Source organism: Ruegeria sp. AL7 (assembly GCF_056536105.1).
The window spans coordinates 2,123,445-2,148,382 of the sequence record NZ_JBQFJF010000001.1; the positions used below are offsets into that span (position 1 = coordinate 2,123,445).

Annotated in this window: 21 protein-coding genes; 3 read left to right on the forward strand and 18 right to left on the reverse strand. The window is 58.6% G+C overall.

Features of this window, described 5'->3' with window-relative positions:
* Positions 1–18: 18 nt before the first annotated feature.
* From rpsG to rplJ, 8 genes are all read right to left on the reverse strand, one after another.
* Positions 19–489 carry a 30S ribosomal protein S7 gene (gene rpsG / locus ACR3E2_RS10735; protein WP_039529242.1) on the reverse strand — a complete coding sequence of 157 codons (471 nt, stop codon included), beginning with the start codon at positions 487–489 and terminating at the stop codon, positions 19–21.
* A gap of 15 nt (positions 490–504) precedes the next feature.
* Positions 505–876: a 30S ribosomal protein S12 gene (gene rpsL / locus ACR3E2_RS10740; RefSeq protein WP_005621086.1), complete on the reverse strand. Its 372-nt coding sequence runs from the start codon at positions 874–876 to the stop codon at positions 505–507.
* Positions 877–1,311: 435 nt separating this feature from the next.
* Positions 1,312–2,181: a DMT family transporter gene (locus ACR3E2_RS10745; protein ID WP_480484704.1), complete on the reverse strand. Its 870-nt coding sequence runs from the start codon at positions 2,179–2,181 to the stop codon at positions 1,312–1,314.
* A 138-nt stretch (positions 2,182–2,319) separates the two neighbouring features.
* Positions 2,320–3,099 (reverse strand): hypothetical protein, encoded by a 780-nt coding sequence (locus tag ACR3E2_RS10750; RefSeq protein WP_480484701.1) that lies wholly within the window; start codon positions 3,097–3,099, stop codon positions 2,320–2,322.
* Positions 3,100–3,310: 211 nt separating this feature from the next.
* Positions 3,311–7,552, reverse strand: a complete 4,242-nt coding sequence (rpoC, locus tag ACR3E2_RS10755; RefSeq protein ID WP_480484700.1) for a DNA-directed RNA polymerase subunit beta' — start codon at positions 7,550–7,552, stop codon at positions 3,311–3,313.
* A 106-nt stretch (positions 7,553–7,658) separates the two neighbouring features.
* The gene (gene rpoB / locus ACR3E2_RS10760; RefSeq protein WP_480484699.1) at positions 7,659–11,795 is read right to left on the reverse strand and encodes a DNA-directed RNA polymerase subunit beta; all 4,137 of its coding nucleotides are present in this window, start codon (positions 11,793–11,795) and stop codon (positions 7,659–7,661) included.
* Positions 11,796–12,045: 250 nt separating this feature from the next.
* Entirely contained in the window at positions 12,046–12,423 is a 378-nt protein-coding gene (gene rplL / locus ACR3E2_RS10765; protein ID WP_209507787.1) for a 50S ribosomal protein L7/L12, read from the reverse strand.
* Positions 12,424–12,502: 79 nt separating this feature from the next.
* Positions 12,503–13,021 carry a 50S ribosomal protein L10 gene (rplJ, locus tag ACR3E2_RS10770; RefSeq protein WP_209507785.1) on the reverse strand — a complete coding sequence of 173 codons (519 nt, stop codon included), beginning with the start codon at positions 13,019–13,021 and terminating at the stop codon, positions 12,503–12,505.
* A gap of 447 nt (positions 13,022–13,468) precedes the next feature.
* Between rplJ and ACR3E2_RS10775 the strand changes: the two genes are divergently transcribed.
* A complete protein-coding gene (locus tag ACR3E2_RS10775) occupies positions 13,469–14,239 on the forward strand; it encodes a class II glutamine amidotransferase (protein WP_480484698.1) in 771 nt (256 codons plus the stop codon).
* A 56-nt stretch (positions 14,240–14,295) separates the two neighbouring features.
* On the opposite strand, the gene rplA is transcribed toward ACR3E2_RS10775, so the two are convergent.
* The gene (gene rplA / locus ACR3E2_RS10780) at positions 14,296–14,994 is read right to left on the reverse strand and encodes a 50S ribosomal protein L1 (protein ID WP_480484697.1); all 699 of its coding nucleotides are present in this window, start codon (positions 14,992–14,994) and stop codon (positions 14,296–14,298) included.
* Position 14,995: 1 nt separating this feature from the next.
* The gene (rplK, locus tag ACR3E2_RS10785; protein WP_010440985.1) at positions 14,996–15,445 is read right to left on the reverse strand and encodes a 50S ribosomal protein L11; all 450 of its coding nucleotides are present in this window, start codon (positions 15,443–15,445) and stop codon (positions 14,996–14,998) included.
* Positions 15,446–15,642: 197 nt separating this feature from the next.
* Here rplK and ACR3E2_RS10790 point away from each other — a divergent pair, with 197 nt between their 5' ends.
* Both ACR3E2_RS10790 and ACR3E2_RS10795 read left to right on the forward strand, forming a co-directional pair.
* Positions 15,643–15,795, forward strand: a complete 153-nt coding sequence (locus ACR3E2_RS10790) for a hypothetical protein (protein WP_480492731.1) — start codon at positions 15,643–15,645, stop codon at positions 15,793–15,795.
* Between the two features lie 97 nt (positions 15,796–15,892).
* The gene (locus ACR3E2_RS10795; RefSeq protein ID WP_480484695.1) at positions 15,893–17,104 is read left to right on the forward strand and encodes a peptidoglycan-binding domain-containing protein; all 1,212 of its coding nucleotides are present in this window, start codon (positions 15,893–15,895) and stop codon (positions 17,102–17,104) included.
* Between the two features lie 281 nt (positions 17,105–17,385).
* Here the strand turns inward: ACR3E2_RS10795 and ACR3E2_RS10800 are convergent, their stop codons facing one another.
* The 8 genes from ACR3E2_RS10800 to ACR3E2_RS10835 all read right to left on the reverse strand — a co-directional run bounded on the left by ACR3E2_RS10800 (position 17,386) and on the right by ACR3E2_RS10835 (position 24,889).
* Complete coding sequence (locus ACR3E2_RS10800; protein WP_480484694.1) at positions 17,386–18,495, reverse strand: sugar-transfer associated ATP-grasp domain-containing protein; 1,110 nt, start codon at positions 18,493–18,495, stop codon at positions 17,386–17,388.
* 156 nt (positions 18,496–18,651) lie between these two features.
* Positions 18,652–19,185 (reverse strand): transcription termination/antitermination protein NusG, encoded by a 534-nt coding sequence (gene nusG / locus ACR3E2_RS10805; RefSeq protein WP_209507773.1) that lies wholly within the window; start codon positions 19,183–19,185, stop codon positions 18,652–18,654.
* Between the two features lie 195 nt (positions 19,186–19,380).
* Positions 19,381–19,578 (reverse strand): preprotein translocase subunit SecE, encoded by a 198-nt coding sequence (secE, locus tag ACR3E2_RS10810; RefSeq protein ID WP_170427365.1) that lies wholly within the window; start codon positions 19,576–19,578, stop codon positions 19,381–19,383.
* 99 nt (positions 19,579–19,677) lie between these two features.
* Entirely contained in the window at positions 19,678–19,836 is a 159-nt protein-coding gene (gene ccoS, locus ACR3E2_RS10815; protein WP_209507770.1) for a cbb3-type cytochrome oxidase assembly protein CcoS, read from the reverse strand.
* A gap of 5 nt (positions 19,837–19,841) precedes the next feature.
* Complete coding sequence (locus tag ACR3E2_RS10820) at positions 19,842–22,019, reverse strand: heavy metal translocating P-type ATPase (protein ID WP_480484693.1); 2,178 nt, start codon at positions 22,017–22,019, stop codon at positions 19,842–19,844.
* Between the two features lie 3 nt (positions 22,020–22,022).
* A complete protein-coding gene (locus tag ACR3E2_RS10825; RefSeq protein WP_209507766.1) occupies positions 22,023–22,481 on the reverse strand; it encodes a FixH family protein in 459 nt (152 codons plus the stop codon).
* Between the two features lie 2 nt (positions 22,482–22,483).
* A complete protein-coding gene (gene ccoG / locus ACR3E2_RS10830; RefSeq protein WP_480484692.1) occupies positions 22,484–23,911 on the reverse strand; it encodes a cytochrome c oxidase accessory protein CcoG in 1,428 nt (475 codons plus the stop codon).
* A gap of 102 nt (positions 23,912–24,013) precedes the next feature.
* Positions 24,014–24,889, reverse strand: coding sequence for a LysR family transcriptional regulator (locus ACR3E2_RS10835; RefSeq protein ID WP_480484691.1), 876 nt, complete (start codon positions 24,887–24,889; stop codon positions 24,014–24,016).
* Positions 24,890–24,938 lie beyond the last annotated feature (49 nt).

Below are 24,938 nucleotides of genomic sequence, written 5' to 3' on the forward strand. Positions count from 1 at the left end.
TTGGATAAGCCTCTGGGATTACCAACGGTAATGGCTGAAGGCTTTGTTCGCCTCGGCCATCTTGTGGGTGTCTTCGCGCTTCTTCACGGCGGTACCGCGGGACTGTACAGCGTCCAGCAGTTCACCGGCGAGGCGTTCTTCCATGGTGTTTTCATTGCGGCCACGCGCAGCGGTGATCAGCCAGCGGATGGCCAGTGCTTCGCGGCGCTCGGGGCGGACTTCGACCGGAACCTGATAGGTTGCACCACCAACCCGGCGCGAGCGAACCTCGACCGACGGTTTGATGTTGTCGAGTGCTTCGTGGAACACTTCGACGGGCGCGCGCTTGATCTTGTTCTCAACGCGGTCAAACGCGTTGTAGACGATGCGCTCGGCGACCGACTTCTTGCCGTCGATCATCAGGTTGTTCATGAATTTGGTCAGAACCTTATCGCCAAACTTGGCGTCAGGCAGGACTTCGCGTTTTTCGGCGGCGTGACGACGTGACATATCAGCCTCTCCTTCTTACTTGGGACGCTTCGCGCCGTATTTCGAACGGCGTTGCTTACGGTCTTTGACGCCCTGAGTATCCAGAACACCGCGCAGGATGTGGTAACGCACACCGGGAAGGTCTTTCACACGGCCGCCACGGATCAGAACAACCGAGTGTTCCTGAAGGTTGTGGCTTTCACCGGGGATGTACGAGATGACCTCGAATCCGTTGGTCAGGCGCACCTTGGCAACCTTACGCATAGCCGAGTTCGGTTTCTTCGGTGTGGTGGTGTAAACACGTGTGCAGACACCGCGCTTCTGCGGGCACTGCTCCAGGTGCATGGACTTCGAGCGTTTTACTTTGGGCTGCCGCGGTTTGCGGATCAGCTGTTGAATAGTTGGCATTCCGGTTTCTTCCCCGTTTTGCAACACACATGACATGCACGCGGGCTGCGTGCGGCTAACTTCGCTGCGCTTATGCGTCCACAAGCGCAAAACCCACGAGCGTTCCCATTCCGAGGTGAACGTCGCGGTTGTTTCTCAGAGGGCGCGAACTGCAAAATTGTCCGGGCCTTGACCAGCTCATTACTGGAATCGGCTATGGGGCGGCCCCCGTCACCGAGATGACGCGCGTAATAGGGGGAGTCGGCCCGAGTGTCAACAGCACGATACCGGTTGCCCGGCAATAGGCTGATCCGGGCCGTGCCGAAGTGGGTGCGCGGGCTTTACCGGGTTCATAAAACCGCCCTGCACCAGAAGTGCCAATGCCGAACCAAGCCCGCAACCGGAGGCTGGGTTTCGCCTTCGGATAACCAGTGTTCAGAGCCGTGTCACGCAGGTTCACGCCGCTTCCCGACGCGCGCGTTCCCGGAACAGCGTAAACAATCCGGCGGCCACGATAAGTGTCGCACCCAGCATGGTCAGACCGTCAGGCCATTCATCGAATACGGCCCAGCCCAACCCCAGGGCCCAGATCAGGCTGGAATAGCGAAACGGCGCGATGAACCCGACATCGCCCTGACGCATGACCATGACGCTGAACAGATAGCCCATCAGGACGAACACGGCCGCCGCCGCAACCAGAGAACCCGCAGCGCCGGAAACCGGAACCCATCCTTCAAACACCGATGCAATGGCTGCGGCCACCGTGATTGAGAGAGAGGTCGCCAACGTCACCACCATTGACGGAACCTGGGGCGACATGCGTCGCGTCACCAGATCGCGAACCGTGATCGAAGCCACTGCGATCAGCGCGTAGATGGAATACAGGCTGAAGCCGTCAGGACCGGGTCTGACGATCAGAACCATGCCGCCAAAACCAATGGCAATTGCCAATATGCGCCGCCAGCCGACCTGTTCGGAAAAGACCAGTGCCGCGCCCAGCGTCACGGTCAGGGGCAGCGCCTGCAGAATGGCCGTCACATTGGCAAGCGGCATGTTCTTGAGCGCTGTCAGAAAAAAGAAGGTGGCCGACAGTTCGGCCAGACTGCGCAGCGCAACCAGCAACCGGTCGTGGTTTGAGAAATTGAGGTGCAGCGCCCCCAGATAACGGGCAAGACCGTAGACAAGGAAAACGGCCAGGACGCCCCGCATGGCCACCAGTTGGAACAATGGCAGATCCCGAAGCGCGACCTTGACCAAAGTGTCGTTCAGGGTGAAGGCCGCCATGCTGCCCATCATCAGCAAGGCACCTTTGGTGTTTGGGTTCATGTCAGATTTGGCCCTGCGCAGAGTGATCGGGCCATTGGCCCAATCGGACAACCGCCTGTCAACGCATCAAATCAGATCAGCGCAAGAATTACGCTCCGACGCGTTGGGAGCGGGCCGAAAACGCCTTCTGAGCCCCTATCAGAGACCAGAGACCCGACCGCCTCCGATCCCTTCCACAGCCACCCCGGCGCTGAGCGTGTACGTTGCGATCAACCCGCCGGACATGTCCAGAACGCCAAGCTGGTTGCCGTTCTGAAGCGCAACATAAAGCTCGCGGCGTTTGGAATTGATGCCAAGGCCAAAGCGTTCGATCTGCACCGCTGCGCCGACCGATGGATTGGTCGCCCGGATTGTCCTAAGCACCGTGCCGTTCAAATCCACCTCGGCGATCAGGCGATTGCGGATGAACAGCACATAAAGCGTGCCGGTCGTTTCATCAAAGGCCAGCCCGCCAATCGGCCCCTGTGGCTGGCTGAGGGTTATGTTGCGCACAAATTGCCCGTCGCGGGTCAGTTCCGCGATCATCACCCCGTTCGGATGGTCGAGGAACAAATGCCCGTCGCTTCCCCGAATGGCCAACCCGCATTCCTTGATGGGAAACTCGTCAGGTGTGATGCCACCGCATCCGGCCGGAACCCGCTGTGCCGCAAAGGTACGCAGGACACGGCCATTTCGGTCCAACTCCTGTAGTTGGGTGCCGGGAAGATTGCGCAGGAAGATCCGCCGTCGCGGCTCATCATAAGCCAACCCGACGATCGATCCGGAGATCGGGATCAGGCGCGTCGTGCCGTTCGGGATCACGATCTCACGCGATGGCTGGCCCGGTGGCATCCCCACATAGGCATAGTCCGTGCAGGCGGCCATCAGGCCCAGACCGAAAACCGAAAATACGCGCGACAACTTTGTGACAGCTCTCATCATCCACCCCCGTCACCTGTGTGAACTCATGGCGGATGGTAGCACAGTTTAGGCTAAACCAGAAAAACCCTACTGTTATTGCAGGTCTCATACGGCGAGCGCGATATTCCAGTGGTCTGGAACCGCCTTAAGCGTGGTGCGCGTTTCAGCCCTGCAAAAACGAAAGGCCCCGCGAAATCGCGGGGCCTTCCTAAACTTGTCAATCGGGCGATTACTCGCGGCTTTCGGGTGTTTCCACCAGAACGTCCAGCTCATCCCCGACCAGATCATCATCCATGATCGGCGCAGCCAGGGCAGCGGCCGCTTCGGCCTCTTCCCGACGGGCTTCGATCACCACATTGTCGCGCGACTGCGCGATGTGGCGGACGGCCTGTGTGGCCCCACCGGTACCGGCGGGGATCAGGCGACCAACGATGACGTTCTCTTTCAGGCCGACCAGCTTGTCCTTTTTGCCCTGCACGGACGCTTCGGTCAGTACGCGGGTGGTTTCCTGGAACGACGCCGCCGAGATGAACGAACGCGTCTGCAACGAAGCCTTGGTGATCCCCAGAAGGATCGGCTCGCCCTGTGCCGGACGACCACCGCGGGCGATGGTCTTTTCGTTGGCTGCGTCGAACTCCTGCTTATCGACATGTTCGCCTTTCAGCAGGGTGGTGTCGCCTGAATCCAGGATCTCCCACTTCTGCAGCATCTGGCGCACGATGACTTCGATGTGCTTGTCGTTGATCTTCACGCCTTGCAGACGATACACATCCTGCACTTCGTCGATCATGTAGTTCGCCAGCGCCTCGACACCCATGATGGACAGGATGTCATGCGGGGCCGGGTTACCGTCCATGATGTAGTCGCCCTTCTGTACGAAGTCGCCTTCGACAACAGGGATGTGCTTGCCCTTGGGTACCATGTACTCGATGGGTTCCAGCGACTCGTCAGCCGGTTCGATGCTGATGCGGCGCTTGTTCTTGTAGTCGCGGCCAAAGCGCACGTAACCATCGGCTTCTGCGATGATCGCGTGATCTTTCGGACGGCGGGCTTCGAACAGTTCGGCCACACGCGGCAGACCACCGGTGATGTCCTTGGTCTTGGCACCTTCACGCGGAATACGCGCAACAACGTCACCGGCTTCGATCTTCTGGCCATCTTCGACCGACAGGATCGCATCCACCGACATCGGATAGTGAACCGGGTTGCCCGCATCGTTGCGGACCGGTTCGCCATCGTCACCGACCAGAATGATCTCGGGCTTGAGGTCGCTTCCACGGGGGGCGGCGCGCCAGTCGATCACGATCTTCTGGGTCATGCCGGTTGCTTCGTCGGTCTCGTCACGGACAGCAAGGCCCGAAACCAGATCGACGTATTTGGTGGTACCGGCTTTCTCGGCGATGATCGGCAGGGTGTAGGGATCCCATTCGAACAGCTTGTCGCCGCGGGCCACCTTGGTGCCTTCCTTGACGAACAGCTTGGAGCCGTAGCCCAGCTTGTGGCTGGCGCGCTCTTCGCCGTGATCGTCCTTGATCACCAGCTTCATGTTCCGGCCCATGACAAGGCTTTCGCCTGCGGCATTGACCAGGATCTGCGGGTTCTCGAAGGATACGACACCAGCCTGGCTGGCTTCCTGGAACGACTGCTGACCACCTTGCGCAACACCACCGATGTGGAAGGTCCGCATCGTCAGCTGTGTACCGGGTTCACCGATGGACTGGGCGGCGATGATGCCGACAGCCTCACCCGTGTTCACCATGGTACCGCGAGCAAGGTCACGACCGTAGCAGGTGGCACAGACGCCTTCCTCAGACTCGCAGGTCAGAGGTGAGCGGATGCGGGTCGACTGAACGCCCGCTTCGTCGATGGTGTCTGCCATACGTTCGTCGATCAGCTGACCAGCCGCAACAAGCACCTCATCCGTACCCGGACGCAGGATATCGTCAGCCGCCACACGGCCCAGGATACGCTCGGCCAGCGAGGCGACAACCTCACCATCGTTGACCGCAGCTTCGGCAGTGATTGCGCGCTCGGTGCCACAATCGATCTCACGAACGATGCAGTCCTGCGCCACGTCCACCAGACGACGGGTCAGGTAACCCGAGTTCGCCGTCTTCAGAGCGGTATCCGACAGACCCTTACGGGCACCGTGGGTCGAGTTGAAGTATTCAAGAACGGTCAGACCTTCCTTGAAGTTCGAGATGATCGGCGTCTCGATGATGTCACCGTTCGGCTTGGCCATCAGGCCGCGCATACCGCCCAGCTGTTTCATCTGAGTGACCGAGCCCCGCGCACCGGAGTGGGCCATCATGTAGACCGAGTTCGGTTCCTGCTCGGCGCCATTTTCGTCACGCGCGGAAGCCGAGATGGTGTTCATCATCGCCTCGGTGACGCGGTCGTTACACTTCGACCAGGCATCGACAACCTTGTTGTACTTTTCGCCCTGAGTGATCAGGCCGTCCATGTACTGCTGTTCAAAGTCTTTCACCTGGTCGCGGGTGTCATCGACGATGCCCCACTTGTCGTTCGGGATGACCATGTCGTCCTTGCCGAACGAGATACCGGCCCTGAAGGCCTCCTTGAAGCCCATCGACATGATCTGGTCACAGAAGATAACCGACTCTTTCTGACCGCAGTAGCGGTAGACGGTGTCGATCACCTGCTGCACTTCTTTCTTCCGCAGCAGGCGGTTTACCAGATCGAACGGCGCCTTGTTGTTCATCGGCAGCAACGCACCCAGACGCAGACGGCCCGGAGTGGTCTCATAGCGCTTCTGAACTTCGTTGCCTTCCTCGTCGATCTGCGTGATCCGGGCGGTGATTTTCGAGTGCAGATGCACCTCACCCGCGTCCAGCGCGTGCTGAACTTCTTCGATCGAGCCAAAGACCTTGCCTTCGCCCGGCATGCCTTCACGTTCCAGGGTCACGTAGTAGAGACCCAGGATCATATCCTGCGACGGAACAATGATCGGCGCGCCGTTTGCAGGCGACAGAACGTTGTTTGTCGACATCATCAGAACACGGGCTTCCAGCTGTGCCTCAAGGCTCAGCGGGACGTGAACGGCCATCTGGTCACCGTCAAAGTCGGCGTTGAAGGCCGAGCAGACCAGCGGGTGCAGCTGGATCGCCTTGCCTTCGATCAGGACCGGTTCGAATGCCTGAATGCCAAGACGGTGCAGCGTCGGCGCACGGTTCAGCATGACAGGGTGTTCGCGGATCACCTCGTCGAGGATATCCCACACTTCGGGGCGTTCTTTCTCGACCAATTTCTTCGCCTGTTTCACGGTCGAAGACAGACCTTTGGCTTCAAGGCGCGAGTAGATGAACGGCTTGAACAGCTCCAGCGCCATCTTCTTGGGCAGACCACACTGGTGCAGCTTAAGCTCCGGACCGGTCACAATGACCGAACGGCCCGAGAAGTCGACGCGTTTCCCCAGAAGGTTCTGACGGAAGCGGCCCTGCTTACCTTTCAGCATGTCTGACAGCGATTTCAGCGGACGCTTGTTGGCGCCGGTGATCACGCGGCCTCGACGGCCGTTGTCGAACAGAGCGTCCACGGATTCCTGCAGCATCCGCTTTTCGTTGCGGACGATGATGTCAGGCGCACGCAGTTCGATCAGGCGCTTCAGACGGTTGTTCCGGTTGATCACGCGGCGATAGAGATCGTTCAGATCCGAGGTCGCGAAACGGCCACCATCCAGCGGAACCAGCGGGCGCAGTTCCGGCGGGATGACCGGGATCACGGTCATGACCATCCATTCGGGACGGTTGCCCGACTCGAGGAAGGATTCAACAACCTTCAGACGCTTGATGATCTTCTTGGGCTTCAACTCGCCTGTGGCTTCGGCCAGATCAGCGCGCAGCTGCTCGGCTTCGGCTTCCAGATCGATCTGGGCCAGCATCTCACGGATGGCTTCGGCACCGATATTGGCGGTGAACGCGTCCATGCCAAAGGCATCCTGCGCATCCATGTACTCTTCTTCGGTCAGCATCTGGCCGTAGGTCAGGTCAGTCAGACCGGGCTCGATGACGACATAGTTTTCAAAGTACAGAACGCGTTCCAGATCGCGCAGCGTCATGTCCAGCATCAGACCGATGCGGGACGGCAGCGATTTCAGGAACCAGATATGTGCAACGGGCGCGGCCAGTTCGATATGGCCCATACGCTCGCGGCGGACTTTCTGCAGGGTGACTTCCACACCGCACTTCTCGCAGACAACGCCGCGATACTTCATCCGCTTATACTTGCCGCACAGACATTCGTAATCTTTGATCGGGCCAAAGATACGCGCGCAGAACAGACCGTCACGTTCGGGCTTGAACGTCCGGTAGTTGATGGTTTCAGGTTTCTTGATCTCGCCATAGGACCAAGACAGGATCCGCTCGGGCGACGCCAGCGAGACCTTGATCTCGTCGAAAACCTTCGGGGGCGTCAGCGGGTTGAACGGGTTGTTGGTGATTTCCTGGTTCATCTCTTTACCTCAGAGTTAGAGGGTGCGGGGGTCACGCAAAGCCGGGCTGAAGCCCGGCCTACGCCGGATCAGATGGTAGGCCGGGCTTCAGCCCGGCATCCCTTCGTCACTCATCGACCTCCGCATCCAGGAGTTCCATATTCAGGCCGAGGCCGCGGACTTCTTTCACCAGAACGTTGAACGATTCCGGTACGCCCGCTTCAAAGTTATCCTCGCCCTTGACGATCGACTCATAGACCTTGGTCCGGCCGGCGACGTCATCCGACTTCACCGTCAGCATCTCTTGCAGGGTGTAGGCGGCGCCGTAAGCTTCCAGAGCCCAGACCTCCATCTCACCAAAGCGCTGACCACCGAACTGCGCCTTACCACCCAGCGGCTGCTGGGTAACCAGGCTGTAGGGGCCGGTCGAACGCGCGTGGATCTTATCGTCCACAAGGTGGTGCAGTTTCAGCAGGTACTTGATGCCCACGGTCACCGGACGCGCAAATTGCTCACCCGTACGACCGTCGAACAGAACCGACTGTCCGCTTTCCGAGAAGCCCGCACGCACCAGCGCGTCGTTGACGTCAGCCTCTTTGGCACCGTCAAAGACCGGGGTTGCGATCGGAACACCGCGGGTCACGTTGCCCGCTGCTTCGACCAGCGTTTCCTCGTCCATGCCGGTGATGCCTTCTTCGTAGACATCTTCGCCATAGGCCAGCTTCATCGCCTCGCGCACCGGGGTCAGGTCGCCGGAACGGCGGTATTCACCCAGAGCGTCGTCGATGTTCAGCCCCAGACCGCGTGCGGCCCAACCCATATGGGTTTCAAGGATCTGACCAACGTTCATACGCGAAGGCACACCCAGCGGGTTCAGACAGAAGTCAACCGGAGTACCATCGGCCAGGAACGGCATGTCTTCCATCGGAACAACCTTGGAGATCACACCTTTGTTCCCGTGACGACCGGCCATCTTGTCGCCCGGCTGCAACTTGCGCTTCACGGCGATGAAGACTTTGACCATCTTCATCACACCCGGCGGCAGGTCGTCGCCACGGCGGACTTTCTCGACTTTGTCTTCGAAACGAGCGTCCAGAGCACGCTTTTGCACTTCGTACTGCTCGTTCAGAGCCTCGACGATCTGTGCGTCCTTCTCGTCTTCCAGCGCCAGCTGCCACCACTGACCACGAGTCAGGGTTTCCAGCAGCTCCTCGGTGATCACCGACCCAGCCTTGACGCCTTTCGGGCCTTTGACAGCGGTTTTACCAAGGATCAGACCTTGCAGTCGCGCATAGATGTTGCGGTCAAGGATCGCCAGCTCGTCGTCCCGGTCACGGGCCAGACGTTCGACTTCCTCACGCTCGATCTGCAGCGCACGCTCGTCTTTCTCGACGCCGTGACGGTTGAAGACGCGAACCTCAACGACCGTACCGTAATCACCCGGCTTCACGCGCAGCGAGGTGTCGCGCACGTCAGATGCTTTTTCACCAAAGATGGCGCGCAGCAGCTTTTCTTCCGGAGTCATCGGGCTTTCGCCCTTCGGAGTGATCTTGCCGACCAGAATATCGCCCGGCTCAACATCCGCACCGATGTAAACGATGCCAGCCTCGTCGAGGTTGCGCAGCGCTTCTTCACCGACGTTCGGGATGTCGCGGGTGATCTCTTCCGGGCCCAGCTTGGTGTCACGGGCCGCAACTTCGAATTCCTCGATGTGAACCGAGGTAAAGACGTCATCACGCGCGATACGTTCCGAGATCAGGATCGAGTCTTCGTAGTTGTAACCGTTCCACGGCATGAACGCGACGACCACGTTCTTACCCAGCGCCAGTTCACCCATATCGGTCGACGGACCGTCGGCAATGACCTCGCCCTTCTGGACGGTGTCACCCACCTTGATCAGCGGACGCTGGTTGATGCAGGTGTTCTGGTTCGAGCGCTGGAACTTACGCAGACGATAGATGTCAACGCCAGCGTCACCCAGTTCCAGATCCTCGGTGGCACGGATAACGATACGCTGGGCATCGACCTGGTCGATGATGCCGGCGCGTTTCGCCTGAATCGCAGCGCCTGAGTCGATCGCGACCTTCTCCTCGATCCCGGTACCGACCAGCGGTGCCTCGGCCCGCAGCAGCGGAACCGCCTGACGTTGCATGTTCGAGCCCATCAGAGCGCGGTTGGCGTCGTCATTTTCAAGGAACGGAATCAGCGAAGCCGCGACCGAAACCAGCTGTTTCGGCGACACGTCGATCAGGTCCACATTCTCGCGCGGGGCAAGGGTGTAGTCGCCTGCCTGACGGGTCGAAACCAGATCGTTGATGAACTTGCCGTTCTTGTCCAGCGTCGCGTTCGCCTGCGCCACGGTGTGACGCATTTCCTCGGTCGCGGACATGTAGTGAACCTCATCGGTCACCTCGGCGTCCTTGACGACGCGGTAAGGTGTTTCGATGAAGCCATACTTGTTCACGCGGGCGAAGGTGGCCAGCGAGTTGATCAGACCGATGTTCGGGCCTTCCGGCGTTTCAATCGGGCACATCCGGCCATAGTGGGTCGGGTGCACGTCGCGCACTTCAAAGCCCGCACGCTCACGCGTCAGACCACCGGGGCCAAGCGCCGAAAGACGGCGTTTGTGGGTGACTTCCGACAGCGGGTTGGTCTGGTCCATGAACTGCGACAGCTGCGACGAGCCGAAGAATTCACGCACAGCAGCAGCAGCCGGTTTCGCGTTGATCAGGTCCTGCGGCATGACGGTGTCGATCTCGACCGACGACATACGCTCTTTGATCGCGCGCTCCATGCGCAGCAGACCGACGCGGTACTGGTTTTCCATCAGTTCACCGACCGAACGCACACGACGGTTGCCGAGGTGGTCGATATCGTCCACGTCGCCTTTGCCGTCGCGCAGTTCGACCAGAGCCTTGACGCAGGCCACGATGTCTTCGCGGCGCAGGGTACGCAGGGTATCCGGCGCGTCCAGTGCCAGGCGCATGTTCATCTTCACGCGGCCAACGGCGGACAGGTCATACCGCTCGCTGTCGAAGAACAGGGTGTCGAACAGGGCCGACGCCGCTTCGACGGTGGGCGGTTCACCCGGACGCATGACGCGGTAGATATCCATGAGCGCGCTTTCGCGGTTCATGTTCTTGTCCTGCGCCATGGTGTTGCGCATGTAGGGTCCGACATTGACGTTATCGATGTCGAGAACCGGAATATCGGTGATGCCCGCGTCGATCAGTTCCTTCGCGGTACCGCCGATCAGGTCGCCATCCTTGTCATATTCCAGCGTCAGTTCGTCACCGGCTTCGACATAGATCGCGCCGTTTTCTTCGTTGATGATGTCCTTGGCGACAAACTTGCCAACGATGTGATCGAACGGAACCAGCAGTTCTGTGACGGTGCCCTCGTCGATCAGCTTCTTGACCGCGCGCGGGGTGACTTTTTTGCCTGCCTCGGCAATCACCTCACCTGATTTCGCGTCGATCAGGTCATAGGTCGGACGGGTGCCGCGAACACGCTCGGGGAAGAACGGCGTGACCCAGCCCTTCTTCTTGTCCAGCTTGTAGGACACGGTTTTGTAATACGCGTCCATGATCGCTTCCTGATCCAGACCCAGCGCATAAAGCAGGGTTGTCACAGGCAGTTTGCGGCGGCGGTCGATACGGGCGAACACGATATCCTTGGCATCAAACTCGAAGTCCAGCCAGCTGCCGCGATACGGGATGATGCGGCAGGCAAACAGCAGCTTGCCCGAGGAATGGGTTTTACCCTTGTCGTGGTCAAAGAACACACCGGGCGAGCGGTGCATCTGGGAGACGATCACACGCTCGGTGCCGTTGACGACAAAGGTGCCGTTCGGGGTCATCAGGGGCATGTCGCCCATGAAGACATCCTGTTCCTTGATGTCTTTTACCGATTTCGCGCCGGTGTCCTCATCAACATCGAACACGATCAGGCGCAGGGTAACCTTCAGCGGTGCGCTGTAGGTCATGTCGCGCTGCATGCACTCTTCGACGTCGTATTTGGGTTTCTCCAGATCGTATTTCACGAACTCCAGAACAGAGGTTTCGTTGAAATCCTTGATCGGGAAAACCGATTGGAACACGCCTTTGATGCCTTCGCCGTCTGTGGGCTGTTCTGCATCGCCGGAGCGCAGGAAAAGATCATAAGAAGATTTCTGTACCTCAATGAGGTTCGGCATCTCCAGTACTTCGCGGATTTTGCCGTAATATTTACGAAGACGTTTCTGGCCAAGGAACGTTTGAGCCATGTCAGATGTCACCTTTCGATGTTCTCAGCGGGCAAAGACACCGTCGGGCCCCGGCATCTTGCACAATCGAGACAACACGTCCGGATCAATTCGTGGCCACCGTCCCGAAGGCGGCCTCCCGATCCGAAAACCGTGTCTTAGAAAACGCCCCATTCCGTGAGGCCCTTTCTAAGACAGGTTCGGCTGGACCCGGATTTCTCCGGATCCAGCCAAAATTTTCGGCGCATCAGCGATGCGCCTGAGACCAGGCTTAGGCCAGCTCGACTTCGGCGCCAGCTGCTTCCAGCTTGGCTTTGACGTCTTCGGCTTCGTCTTTCGACACGCCTTCTTTGATCTTGCCGCCGGCTTCGACCAGTTCCTTGGCTTCTTTCAGGCCCAGACCGGTGATGCCGCGAACTTCTTTGATCACGTTGATTTTCGAAGCGCCGGCGTTCTTCAGAACGACGTCGAATTCGGTTTTTTCTTCCTCAGCTGCGCCACCGGCGTCGCCACCAGCTGCTGCGACCATTACGGCGCCGCCAGCTGCGGGCTCGATGCCGTATTCGTCTTTGAGGATGGTTTTCAGTTCTTGTGCTTCCAGCAGGGTCAGACCCACGATGCTTTCTGCGAGTGCTTTCAGATCAGCCATTTTATCAGCTCTTTCCGTTTACAATGTGTGTTCCAACGTCAGGGTAGGTACCCTACGCAGATCATTCAGTGCCAACCGCTTACGCAGCTTCCGCCTTCTCTTCGATGGTGGAAAGGATGCTTGCGATATTGCTTGCAGGTGCGCCAATCGCGCCGGCGATGTTCGAAGCAGGTGCGCCAATGCAGCCCACGATCGAAGCAATAAGCTCCTCGCGAGACGGCATTTTCGAAACGGCTTCAACGCCTTTGCGGTCCAGAGCGTTCTCGCCCATTGCACCGCCGAGGATTTCAAATTTCTTGTTATCCTTGGCGAAGTCCTCGGCCACCTTGGCTGCTGCCACGGGGTCCTCGGAATAGGTCAGAACGGTCATCCCTGTCAGCAGGTCGGCCATGCTTGCACACGGCTTACCCTCGAGGGCGATTTTGGCGAGCCTGTTCTTGGCAACACGCACGGAGCCACCCGCGTCACGGGCACGTGCGCGAAGGTCCTGCATCTCGGCAACTGTCAGACCGGCGTAGTGGGCAACCACTACGACGCCAGAGCTTTCGAAGATTTGGCCGAGTTCCTCGACCACTTTCTCTTTCTGGGCTCTATCCACAGTTCTCTCCAAGTTAGGGGTGAGTTCTCACCCCGGCTCATATTTGCCGCGGCTTGCGCCCCGGCGTTCAGGTCCGTTGTTACGGGATTGGCCAAAACTCGCCCGAGGGTGGGACCCTCAGAATTCTTTGGTCTTACCCGTCTCAGGCAGGGAATTAAGGGGCCATATGGCACCACCCACCGTCTTGGACGAAACAAAATAAAGCGCACGACGAATCGCACGCTTTATTCCGCAGGTCTACTTAGGACAGATGGCCGGGGTTTCCAAGAGGTAAATTGGGATTAATCAGACGCAACAAGGGATGACCAGAACCACAAGATTAAGTGCGGTGACGAGCAATTGATTTGGTCGAATTTCAGGGCTGAGCGCAAAATAGTTCGTGACATTGTTCCAAGTTCAAGACTATAACCCGACAATTTTTCTCAGAAACAAGAAGAATCAGAACAAATGTGCAGAATTGCCGCCTATTGCGGACCAAGTATCCCGCTTGAAAACATCGTCATCCGGCCCCAGCATTCCTTGCTGGAGCAAAGCCAGCACGCGGCCGAAGCTAAACTTGCCGTCAATGGCGATGGCTTTGGTATGGCCTGGTACGCAGACCAGGATCGCCCCGGCCTGTACAGGGATGTCCTGCCCGCGTGGTCGGATGGTAACCTGGTCGATCTTTGCAGGATGATAAAATCCTCGCTGTTTCTGGCCCATGTCCGCGCGTCGACGTTCGGCGAAGTGTCGCGCGCAAACTGCCACCCTTTCACGTTTGGCAAATGGTCCTTCATGCATAATGGCCAGATTGGCGAGTTCGGGCGTTTGCGAAGACGGCTTGAATCCTCACTGCCGGACGAACTTTATGCGGCGCGGCGCGGGTCGACGGATTCAGAGCTTCTGTTTCTGCTCCTGCTGGCAAACGGGCTGGATGATGCGCCGCAGGACGCTGTTGTCGCAACTCTGCGTCAGATCGATGCGCTTGACGGTCATCGGACGCAACCGGATCGCATGGCCGTCGCCTTTTCGGATGGGCAGAACCTGTATGCCTTTCGGTATTCCAGCGATCAGCGCAGCCCGTCCCTGTATTTCGGGGAAGGTCTGGACCACGGCGGCAAGGTCATTGCGTCCGAGCCGCTGGACAAGGGCACAGGAAAATGGACGCCCATTGAAGACCGGAGCTTCTTCACCCTGACCGGCGATACAGCCAGCCACACAGCGTTGCAGTTCAGCTAAAAAAAACGGGCGGTCCGAAGGGACCGCCCGCAACATTGCTTTGGCGTAGGTCAGGCTTATTCGCCCGAAGCTTCTGCCACATCAACGGTCACACCAGGGCCCATGGTCGAGCTCAGCGCGATTTTCTTCATGTAGGTGCCCTTGGCGCCCGACGGCTTGGCCCGTGCAACAGCCGAGACGAAAGCGCGAATGTTTTCGACCAGCTTGGCTTCGTCAAACGACGCTTTGCCAACGCCTGCGTGCACAACGCCGCCTTTTTCCGCCTTGAACTGAACTTCACCGCCTTTGGCTGCTTCCACGGCTGCTTTCACGTCCATGGTCACAGTGCCAACCTTGGGGTTCGGCATCAGGTTACGGGGGCCAAGAACCTTACCCAGACGACCGACGATCGGCATCATGTCCGGGGTTGCAATGCAGCGATCGAATTCGATGGAGCCGCCCTGAATGGTTTCCATCAGGTCTTCTGCACCAACGATATCCGCGCCTGCTTCTTTCGCTTCGTCAGCCTTCGCGCCACGTGCGAAGACAGCAACGCGCATGTCTTTGCCTGTGCCGTTCGGCAGTCCGACAACGCCGCGCACCATCTGGTCTGCGTGACGGGTGTCAACGCCCAGGTTCATCGCGATTTCGATAGTCTCGTCGAATTTCGAAGTTGCATTGGCTTTGACCAGGGCAACAGCTTCGTCCACCGACAGGTTTTCCTTGCCAGCGACGGCTTCGCGCGCAGCGCGGGTACGTTTACCGAGTTTTGCCATCTTACTTCACCTCGATGCCCATGGAGCGGGCCGAGCCCAGGATGATCTGCATTGCGCCTTCGACGTCGTTGGCGTTCAGATCTTTCATTTTGGCTTCGGCGATTTCACGAACCTGCTTGGAGGTCACGGTTGCCACGGTCTCGCGACCTGGGTTTTCCGCGCCGCGGGGGCGGTTACGCTTACCGACCGGCTTAAGACCAGCAGCTTTTTTCAGGTAATAAGACGCGGGCGGCGTCTTGATGTCCATGGTGAAGGACTTGTCCTGATAGTAGGTGATCACGGTCGGGCACGGCGCGCCGGGCTCCATATCTGCGGTCTTGGCGTTGAACGCCTTGCAGAATTCCATGATGTTGATGCCGCGCTGACCCAGCGCCGGACCAACTGGCGGCGACGGGTTCGCCTGACCTGCAGGAACCTGCAGTTTCATTGTACCAGCAAGCTTCTTGGCCATTTGGTTTTCCTTTCAACTAGGGTGAAACGCGTCTCACCCGGATTTTGTTGCGTGGTCCGGCCCGGGATCGCGACCCCGGTAACCTCCCACGAGAGAATCTCGCCCGAAGACGATAGAGGCGGCGTTTACAGGGGATCATGGGGGTTGGCAAGTGGCCTGCCTTTCAATTCGGGATCACCGAATCGAGTTTAAAGTCGATGACCAACATCATTGAAACCCGTGGGCAAGAAACTGCCACCCTTTCCGGCCAACCCAAGGAGTTACAAGTCGGCATGAACCCCAAGGTATCACTGGATGTTAAAGGCTTAAATCGCTTGAGCAATATCGGCGAATCCGTCGCCTGGCGGTAATCCCCTCAGGGCGTCGATCTTTGAAGTAGTATAAATGACCGAGCCATGCCGTAGCTGTGCTATACTTGGGCAGAACAAATTTGTTCGGAGGTTCGTCATGATATTTCGTTTATTAACTACTCTAATCGCTGCGCTGTCTTTTGCAGCGGCCGTTCCCCAGACCGCGCGGGCCGATGCGGGCGACTTTATCGGCGGTGCTGTCGTTGGCGGGGTCGTCGGATACGCGATCGGCAAAGACCAGCAAAAGAAAAAGTCCCGGTCTTCGAGCCAGACCTACCGGTCGGGCATTCCATCGACCTCGCAAGGGGCGCAAACGCAGACCGCGCTCAACTATTTCGGCTATAACGCCGGGCGTGTCGATGGGCAGGTCGGGCATGGAACCCGGTCGGCGATCGAACGCTACCAGGTGTCCATGGGCTATCCTGTGAATGGCTATGACTTCCAGCCCTATCAGTATGACTTTCTGATGCAGGCCTATTACTGGGCGACAAGCGGTGGGCAGGCGGCAACCCAGCTTTCGGGTCAACCGCTTTTGATGGCCTATCGCCAACAGGTGCAAACCGGCTCTGCCTTGGCGGCTGCACCTCAGACCCAGGCACCGGCCATCCCGGTTATCACGCCTCAACAGGCCGAACCCGCAACAAGCGCCACTGAAACCACGACAGCCAGCCTGCCGAGCCTGTTTTCCGGCGGAACCGGAGGCCCGTCGCTGGCCAATCGGTGCAGCGGGGTCATGCTGCAAACGTCGACCAATGGCGGCTATACGACCCTGTCTAACATGTCCGATCCTGACTTTGCGCTCAGCGAACAATTCTGCCTTGCCCGCAGCTATGCGATGGCACAGGGCGAAGAGCTGATGCAGGGCATTCAGGGTCTTACACCCGATCAGGTCGCAGACCAGTGCGCCGCCTTTGGCGACATGTTGGCACCGCAAGTTGACGCGCTGTCTATCAACTCGAAATCAGAGGCTGAAACCCAGGTGCGCAAGCTTGCCTTGGATTCGGGTCTTAGCCCTGCTGATCTTGCCGCAACCAGCAAGGTCTGCCTTGCGATGGGATATCGTCAGGACAACATGGATACCGCAGTTGGGTCTGCGCTGATGCTGGTTGCCATGGGTGAACCCGCATACGGAGAACTGGTCGGTCACCATCTGCGCGAAGGCTTTGGTGTTCAGGCGCGCCGCGATCTTGCGATGCAATGGTATGATGCAAGCCTTTCGGCGCTGGATGCCGGGTCGCAGGCGGTCTTCCTGCCGTCCCAGACCGACCGCCCGCAGCTTTTGCGCGCAGCCATGGTTCAGTCGCAGTAAGCCCAAACGCGAAACGGCGTCGAGACTCCGCGTCTTAAACTAAACCGCCGCGGTGCCAAATGCACCGCGGTGTTACGCTTCCATAATCAAACAAGAACCCGGCCTACAAAAGGCACTGCGTTCTGGTCGTCAAAAGCTTGCTGGGCGTTCTTTGGGGCGAAACATTGCTGGCTGTACGCCCCTCTGGCTTATCACAATGATCTGACACAAGAATACGAGCCCTGAAATCACGTGCGAGTGGAACTTATCCGACAACGTTGAAGGCCGCATTCGCCAATATTCTAGAATTTCACATTGTGTTTGCTAAAGAACTCTTTCATTTTTTCGTCGAGAAACCCTTTACCAGTCGCAATTTGCACAAGTTCAAAAGCGCAGCCATTGTTCACTTCAACCACAACCGGGCCATTCTCAGTAAGAGCGATATCCGTTGATCCAAAGTGATTTTCTGCGTGCAACAAAGCGATTTCTTGGTTCAGCTTTTTCAGTTCAGCCCAGAATGGCAGTTTTTCACCAATAAGAGTGCGGTCGCATTCCGGCAGAGAGCTAAGTTCAACTCGGCGACCGTCTTCAACTGAGGCTATGGCCTTAACCTCGCCGGTTTCCGGGTTCAGGTTGCAAAGAAGGTTGCCGGGCCGCCAGAAGTTGTCCGCAACATTCCCCGCAAGTGGCAGCTTTAGCATTGTAAACGGAACGGAAAGTTGATTGTCGTCGATAATGTTCAAACTGCGCACGGTCGCAATAGCGTCGGTAATACCGTCAAAAAAACCATGTGGTTTCAGACAGTCCTGAAAGATGTAGGGGATTTCACCAAGTGTCGAATTTGCGAAGTCCTCGTAGGTTTGAGGTTCCTGCCCGTCCAGAATGACATGCGTATCAGTATGCCCCGAAATGCGCATGGCACCTGCGCTCCACATCCCGACGATAGGTTTCGCGAAAGCCGAGCATGACGCGTGGGTCGAAAAGAAGGACTTCAAGTCTTCGGCGTTTGTCAGTTTTGGCGTTCCACCGAACTGGCGCGCGCTGCGATCAAAGACAGCCAAAGTTTTCGGCACGGGCAGCCTGTTGTGTTCGAGGAAACACGCAGACAACCATTTGTCTTCGGTGAGGGCCTGCCATTGACTGTTGTTGCAAGCATTTACAAGCGGCCAGTGGACATGAGATGAAACGAACTCCTCACGCTCAATATCAGACCAACGCTCCCGATCATAAAGCTCGTAAAGAAAGTACTCGTAAAACCTCAGCTTTCCGCGTTTCTTGCGAAGCTTGAAAAAGTCAAAGGCCAGCGAAAATGGACTTCTCCCGGTCCGTCGAGCAACTTCGACAAGAAGACTGGAAACATTGGGTGTTTCTTTGCTTTTGACGGCCAACACATCTTGCGCAAAAGCTGTCATTTTCAAGTAATCCCTCAATTGTCGCCGTTCTGGAAATAATCAACAAATTGTGTCGATACTTTGGCGCAGGTAGATCGTTGTGCTTTCTGCGGCACAGATACGAAAACGCCGCTATGCTTTCACATCGCGGCGTTTCGAATTTCTTTGGAAGCGCGCTTAGCTTTGCTTCGTGACCTGAGTAAAGTCCAGCTCAACTGGCGTTTCGCGGCCGAAGATCGAGACCGATACTTTCAGCTTCTGCGCCTCGTCGTCCACGCCTTCGACCATGCCGTCGAAATCCTCGAACGGGCCGTCGTTGACCTTGACCTTCTCGCCGATCTCGAAGGTGATCATCAGCTTGGGCGCTTCTTCGCCTTCCTGAACGCGGTTGAGGATCTGGTTCACCTCGGCGTCGCGCATCGGCATCGGGCGGCCCTGCGGACCCAGAAAACCGGTGACGCGGTTGATCGAGTTGATCAGGTGATAGCCCTGATCCGACATTTCCATATGCACCAGCACGTAACCCGGCATAAAGCGGCGTTCGGTGGTGACCTTCTTGCCCCGGCGCACTTCGATCACCTCTTCGGTGGGCACCAGAACTTCGTCGATATCGTTCTCAAGGCCCTGTTCAGCCACCGACGTGCGGATCTGCTCTGCGATCTTCTTTTCGAAATTCGAAAGAACGCTGACCGAGTACCACCGTTTCGCCATGAACCTGTCGTCCTTGTTTGTCTTCGGGGCATCACATATTGCGGACACACCCGTCATTTAAATCCTGTCACGTCATCCGGAATAAAAAGCGGCGCGTGACCCGAATCGCCACACGCCCATTCCGAATATGCGTCACCTACTCTGACATCGCGCGAGGTGCAAGGGGCAGTCGTATTTGCCCCCGCCTGAACCGGCTTAGCCGAAAGCGCCCAGAATCAGCTGAAGGCCGCCCCGGATACCCAGATCGACCAAAGCAAAAAACACAGCTGTCAGCGCCGCCATGATGAAGACCATGACCGTGGTCAACAGCACTTCGCGCCGGGTCGGCCAGACGACCTTGGAAACTTCGGCACGGACTTGCTGAATGAACTGGATCGGGTTGGTGGTGGCCATTTGGCGTGTTCTCTCTGCTTGCGGATGGGCCGGACATAGCCGGGCATTGCGGCAATTTCAAGGGCGCTTGGATGAACTCTGCGCGTATCGGGCGATTGGTCAGGGTTTGGGTTTGTCGTCCCACTCGTCACTCAGGATGCGGCGCGCATCGCCATCGGGGTCTTCGTACTGATTGGAACGAACGGTATAGATAAAGGCGACCAGACCAACGCCCCCCAGAAACAGGGAAATCGGGATCAGATAGGCAAGCACTTCCATCAGGGTTACCTCAGCCGCAATGCGTTCAGCGATACGGTAATCGACGAGGTCGACATCGCCAAGGCCGCGATCAGCGGTGTCGCCAGTCCGATCACGGCCAGCGGAACGGCAATCACGTTGTAAACGGTTGCGATCTGGAAGTTCTCGCGGATGCGACGGGTGGCCTTGATGGCCGTATCGCAGGCATCCGCAATGGGCAGAAGGTCATTGCCCAGAAGCACGATGTCCGAGGCAACCCGCGCCGCATCCAGCGCCGAGGCCGGAGAGATCGACACATGTGCCGCCGCCAAAGCAGCCGTATCGTTCAGGCCGTCCCCCACCATCAGAACTTTGCGGCCCTGGTCCCTGAGGTCCTGAATGCGCTGTGCCTTGTCCTGCGGCAAAGCCTCGGCGACCCAATCCGTTATTCCCAGCTTCTCGGCCAATGCGCGCACGGCACCTTTCGAATCCCCTGAGATCAACAGCACATGCTTGCCCGACGCGCGCAACGCTTCCACCGCCTCGTCCGCGCCCGGGCGCAACGCGTCCGAGAAGCGGAACGCCAAGGGCGCATCGTCGCCAATTGCAAGCCAGGCGGACGTTTCCGCGCCCTGCTGTGCGCCAACCCATGCGGCCCGGCCCAAACGAACGCGTTGACCGCGGTATTCCCCTTGGGTGCCGTATCCCGGCACTTCGGTAATGTCCCGGACGTTAGCAGGTTTGATCCCGGCCTGCCGCGCGGCCTTTGCCAATGACACGGACAAGGGATGCGCGGAGGCCTCGGCCAAGGCCAGCGCGACCTCGACCTGTGCGCGGGCGTGGTCGCCAAGATTGACCAGTTCCGGCGCACCCGAGGTCAGTGTGCCCGTCTTGTCGAAAACCACGGTGTCGGTCTCGGACAACCGTTCGAGCGCGGTTGCGTGCTTGATCAGCATACCCTTGCGGAACAACCGGCCCGAGGCAGCGGTGGTCACTGCTGGAACAGCCAGACCCAAGGCGCAGGGACAGGTGATGATCAGAACCGCTGCGGCAATGTTCAGAGCGGTGCGCAAATCGCCCGAATAGATGTACCACCCTACAAAGCTGAGCGCCGAAAGGATGTGGACACCGGGCGCATAAAGCTTGGCGGCCTTGTCGGCCAGCGAGGTATAGCGGGACCGCCCCGATTCAGCGATGGCCACCAGATCCGCCATCCGGTGCAGCGACGTATCCTGCCCCACTGCTGTGGCGCGCAGGGTCAGCGGACCTGTCAGGTTGACCTCGCCCGCGCTGACCAACTGGCCGGCTTCGGCAAACACCGGCAGGGTTTCCCCCGTCAACAGCGAACGGTCCAGTTCGGACTGACCAGACACGATCTGACCGTCCACCGGCATTCGGCCACCGGGGCGCACAAGGATCAGATCACCGACCTTCAGATCGGCCACCGCAACTTCGGCCTCCACCCCATCCAAAATGCGGATCGCGCGCGGCACTTCCAGAGCGGTGAGCTCTTCTGCGGCGGATCGGGCTGCGGCGCGGGTGCGGTAATCCAGATACCGGCCCGCCAGCAGGAAGAATGTCAGGGTCAGCGCGGCATCGAAATAGGCGTGCTCTCCGCTCAGTGCGGTCTCCCACAGGGAGGTGACCAGCGCCAGCAGGATCGCCAGCGTGATCGGCACATCCATGTTCAGCCGCCGCACCCGCAGGGCGCTCCAGGCGTTGGCAAAGAACGGTTGCGCCGAGAAGGCAATGGCAGGCAGCGCGATTGCAGCGGAAATCCAGTGGAACATGTCGCGCGTCGCGTCTGTTGCACCGGACCAGACCGACACCGACAACAGCATCACGTTCATGGATGCGAACCCGGCGACGGCCAGTCGCATCAGCAGGTCACGCCCCGCCTTGTCCGCCTGTGTTGCCGACAAAGCGCCGGGGTCAAGCTCGTGCGCTTCGAAACCTGCCCGTTCAAGCACCGGGATCAGATCGGCCGCGCGGGTTTCCGGCGCGGCTTTGATCATCGCCCGTTTCAAAGTCAGGTTGACCCGCGCGTCTTCGACACCGGGATGGGCGTTCAGTTCACGTTCGACCGTCGCGATACAGGCCGAGCAGTGGATGCCCGGCAGCGACAAGGCAATCTGCACATCTTCCGGAATCGGGCGCGCGGGTTCTGCTGGTGCTGCCAGACACCCCGGACAGGCCGCCGTACCGGATGAAAGCTGCGCCGTCATCGGCTACCCTTTCACGTACAGCGGAACGCGCTGCGAAAACTCGGCGCCACTGCCATCACGCGCGACCAACCGGATATTCCAGTTGCCCTTGCCCAGCGTGGCAGGTGTGGCATAGGCCGCGCCGTCAAAGGTGAAATCCGGTGCAAAATCGTCCCGCACATGGGTTGCGCGGCCAACCACCGCCTGCAATTCGCTGACCTGAACCGGTGCACCGGTCGCGTCCGTAATATGCAGGATCAGAAGGCCACCTTTGGTTTCTGCCCGAACCGTCCAGCCCAATGCCTGCTGCTCTTTCAGGCGATCGTTGAACTCCTGGCTGGCAACATAGGAATTCTTGACCTCCAGTCCCGGAAACGTTTTCACCGCATTATAAGCCAGCACGAGGTTCACCGCGATGATCACGCCAAAGGCACCGACAAACACCGCCAGAGCGTGCTTTCCGGTGAATTTACGTTCGGCCATGATCAGTTCCCCCGTCCGTTGAACGTGGTGTCTTTGTAAGCGCGTTCGCCGCTGCTGAGGTCTTCGACCCAGATCCGCACTGGTGTCGCTTCTGCTGCCGCCGGACCGCTGTCACGGGATGCCACGATATATACACGGGTCAATTGTGCCGTATCCGCCGTGACATTCACAGTATCGATCTTGGTTCCCTCGATTTCCAGTCGCATCGACGGATCGCCCGCCAGAGACAATTTGAACAGGCGGTCCTCGCCGTGCTTGTTGCGCAGTCTGACATCATAGGTGTTCCGAATGGTGCCGTCTGACAGGGTGACAAAGGTCGGGTTGCGCACGGGCGCTACGGTCAGATCGATGTCAGAGCGAATGAACAGGGCGAACAGCAGCGCAAACCCCACCAGTGACCACAACGAGGTGTACAGGATCGTGCGGGGCCGGAAGATGTGTTTCCAGACATTCTTGGGCGGTTGGCCTGAGCGTTCGCGCGGCTCGTCGCTGAGCGCCATATAGTCGATCAGCCCGCGCGGTTTGCCGATCTTGGCCATCATGTCATCACACGCGTCGATACACAGGGCACAGGTGATACATTCAAGCTGCTGACCATCCCGGATATCGATCCCAACAGGGCAGACATTCACGCAGGCCATGCAGTCGATGCAATCCCCCAACTCGGAATCGGCTGTTCGCTTGCCTTTGCCGCGCGGCTCGCCGCGCCATTCGCGGTATCCCACGACCAGCGTGTCTTCATCCATCATCGCGGCCTGAATGCGCGGCCAAGGACACGCGTAGATACAAATCTGTTCGCGGGCGAACCCGCCAAAAAAGAAGGTCGTGCCGGTCAGAACCAGCATCGTCGTGTAAGCGACGGGATGCGCGTTACCCGTCACAAGATCGCGGAGCAGCGTCGGCGCATCCGCAAAATAAAACACCCAGGCACCGCCGGTGGCCAGACCGATCAGGAACCAGGTTACCCATTTCGTCACCCGGAGCCGTGCCTTGCGGAAATCCAGCTTCTCCTGACGATGCAGGCGCAGACGGGCGTTCCTGTCACCTTCGATCCAGCGCTCGACCAGAATGAAAAGGTCTGTCCAGACCGTTTGCGGGCAGGCATACCCGCACCAGACCCGCCCCAGCGCAGATGTGAACAGGAACAGACCCAGCCCCGCCATGATCAGCAGGCCCGCCACGAAATAGAACTCGTGCGGCCAGATTTCGATCCAGAAGAAATAGAAGCGCCGGTTTGCCAAATCCAGCAGGACGGCCTGATCCGGCAGGCTGGGGCCGCGATCCCATCTGATCCAGGGCGTTACATAGTAAATGCCCAGTGTCACGATAAGGATGATCCATTTCAGGTTCCGAAATGGCCCGGAAACGCGTCTTGGAAAGATCGGTTCTCGTGCGGCGTATAGGCTGGGGGTGGGGTTGGAATCGCTCACAGGCTGGCTCCGGTACTGGCTCTTCTGAGTGTGTGTTCTTCCAGATCACGCGCATAGCAACTTTGACATGGGTCAAAACGCGCATCGTACAGACACCTTTTATCACATTTCCCGAGCCTGACGCCTCAACCACGTCACAAATGTCTTTACTGCGGGTCTAAGTGCCGAATTTGGCGTCACAATATGGTAACCGCGCGTATCCGGCTCTGCATAAAGCTCAACGATGCGACCGGCCTTGATGTCAGGCTCGACGAAATGTCGCACTGTGACAGTGACCCCCTGCCCGGCCCTCAGTCCGTCCAGTACCAAGTTTCCCGGCAACTCGGTGCGCCCGGCGCCGCGTTCAGGACCGGCACCGTGTTCGGCCAGCCAGGTCGTCGCCTCGGTGGTGCCGATTTCCTCAAGCCAGGGGAGCTGGGCCAGTTCGGTCGGGGTCCAAGACGTCTTTTCCCCCAGCAGTTTCGGGGCGGCGACGATGACCACGGGCGACTGCAACAGCATTTCTGATTGCACACCGGTCCAACCGCCGGGGCCGTACCGAATGGCAATGTCGATCCCACCCGGCCGCAGTTCGACAATTTCCGCAGTAGGATCGAGGATCAGGTTCACCTCGGGGTGGGTTTCGCGAAAGGCAGGTAGGCGCGGCATCAGCCATGAGGCTGCAAAAGAAGATGTCAGCGACACGTGGACCGGGCGATCCTGACCAGACCGCGCCAAATCCCCCACTGCCACCTCGATCGCGCCAAACCCCAGTTGCAGGGCTCGAGCCAGGTGCTCGCCATCGGCGGTCAGGGTCAGGGCTTTGCCGGTTCGATCCAGCAAGGCAGCACCCAGATGTTTCTCAAGTACGCGCAACTGTTGGCTAATCGCCGCATGGCTTACGTTTAGCGCAGCCCCAGCTTCGACGACGTTGCGCTTTTCAGCAAATGCCGCAAACGCCCTCAGCGCGGCCAACGGGGGAAGCGACAACCAGTTCATATGTAATCCTGACTTACACTATGGAATGGTATTTGAGTCGCATTCAGCA